3 protein-coding genes are annotated in these 1,948 nt (G+C 47.4%); all 3 read right to left on the bottom strand.

The window, feature by feature from the left end; genetic code table 11:
* On the bottom strand, nucleotides 1–315 hold a 315-nt coding region (locus D6694_04340), incomplete at its 3' end, for a DUF1887 family protein (protein ID RMH45758.1).
* Nucleotides 316–330: 15 nt separating this feature from the next.
* Nucleotides 331–1,569, bottom strand: coding sequence for a TIGR02221 family CRISPR-associated protein (locus tag D6694_04335; GenBank protein RMH45757.1), 1,239 nt, complete (start codon nucleotides 1,567–1,569; stop codon nucleotides 331–333).
* A gap of 155 nt (nucleotides 1,570–1,724) precedes the next feature.
* On the bottom strand, nucleotides 1,725–1,948 hold a 224-nt coding region (locus D6694_04330), incomplete at its 5' end, for a hypothetical protein (GenBank protein RMH45756.1).

The following is a 1,948-nucleotide window of genomic DNA, read 5'->3' as shown; positions in this document are numbered from 1 at the left end:
TTGGGCGGCCAGGGCATACGCGGCCAGCGCCATCATCTTCGTGCCGCCGGTCAGGTTGAAAGTCACCTCGGCAATTCCGTCCAGGCGCTGCTGCATGGCCTGCAAGGCCTGTTCGAAGTTGTAGGCGGGCACCTGCAAATCGTTTTTCAGGTCATCATGGCCGGAAATCAACCTGCGCAGCCGCCGGGCGACTGGCTCAGTGCGGTTTGTGTACACCAGGATGTTCTCATCCGACTGCAGAGCGCGGATGGGGAGCAGGTTCGGGATGGGCTGTTCGCCAATGAGGGAGAGGAGGGTGGTCATACTCTTATCCATGTCAGTAACATGCTTCTATACAAAGCCCCAGTCTTTTGCCAGTGTTCGCAATTCAGGCATGATTTTTGCGTCAATTTTGTTTTGCAGTTTTTGCAGGGCATCAAGCGTCTTTTCTTTTTCCTTTTTGCGCTGATGTTCGGCATGATCCAGAGAGTTACGCACTTTTTTCAAGTCCACCCACAGTTGCGCCAATTGGGCGCGCTCTGGCCATTGAAGCAATTCAAGGCCCCAGCGATTCAGGTCATCCTCGGTAAACGTACGCTCCCGGTCTTGCGGATGCGGTTTTCCAAGCAAGGAAATACCGGAAATAGCTTCCTCAAACGGGCGACGTTTATCAATCAAATAATCAAGAGACTGTCCTAAACGATAGGTTACAGCATCAATTAACCACTCACGTGCCAGTGTTACAGCCTGAATGATCTGGCCTTTGAAATAGTACCACTCAATCAGGCGAAATTCAGTTCGCAGCATTTCTGCTTCATCCCCGCCATCATTTTGGAATTGCCCAAACGTATCAACGATTTGTTTTTTCAACACCCAAAAAGGCGGAGCAGCAATTTGCAATTCTTGCTGCGCTTGCTCAAGGGCCTTGCCAAGCCTGCCCACTTCCTGCATAAGTGTAAATGGCTGACACAAACGTGCTGCCTGGGAAATTGTATTCAACATGCTGGCAGCCTCAAATAAGGAGCCTTGTTGTGTGTTTGTTGGATTCAGCAATTCTGAAAGAGCACGAGCATTGCCTGTTTGAACAAATTGTTCTGTAGCAGTAAGCCAATCAAGCATAGAAACAAACTCTGAAAGGTCAATGACCGGCGCAGGCTTCCCGGTCTTTGAATCGCCGAGTTCGTATGCCCCATAATAGATGGCCTCGATGATCACATTTTTTGCCGACTTGAGAAAAGCAGCAAACAGAAAGACCAGAAAAGGGATGGAACGCAATCCATGTGTGATATCAAAAATGACTGTGTCGCCAGATTCGACGCATTCCAGAATTTTATCGAACCATCCCCACATTTCACTGACATCCTTGCCAAGGTCAATATCCATGGGCTTGATGCGTCTGTCCTGCAACTTTTCTAAAACTGGATAAGATTTTTCTTTTGCCTCCTTTGTGACAAAAACGTACATTTCATCAAAAGCAACGAATTTGTACAAAGCCTCGGCAAACACCTTTCCGGGATAAGGTTTTCCACCGTACTCATACTCGGTATTCCTCGGAGTAGTGCCTAAAAAAGTAATTATCTTCCGACTCATCACGCTCTCCAATCTTCAATCTGAAAATTCAACAATCCGAAAATTGTCAATCCACAACTACCAGCCCCAGCCGAGGGGTAGCGCCGGGATTTCGGCAAAGTGGCTTTTCCAAGCAACTCTTCCTATCCAAAAAGAGATTCGCCATAAACTGGCTCTTATCCCAGTTGGCATTCAACTCGCCAATAATCATGTTCTTGCTTCACATCAGTTACCACACAAACGACTTTATCACCTTCCTTTACTTTACCAAGCAAAATATTCTCATCGCGGCGTATTACCCCATAAGCATCATCAGCATCCAATCCTGGAATCTTAAGTAGCACTTCCCCACGATCTTCATCAAACACAATTCCTTCAAAGGAATCACCAACCTGTGGCG

It is taken from the genome of Gammaproteobacteria bacterium, assembly GCA_003696665.1.
GTDB lineage: Bacteria > Pseudomonadota > Gammaproteobacteria > Enterobacterales.
Note: the sequence above shows the minus strand (reverse complement) of the source record. Positions and strands in the feature narration are given on the sequence as shown.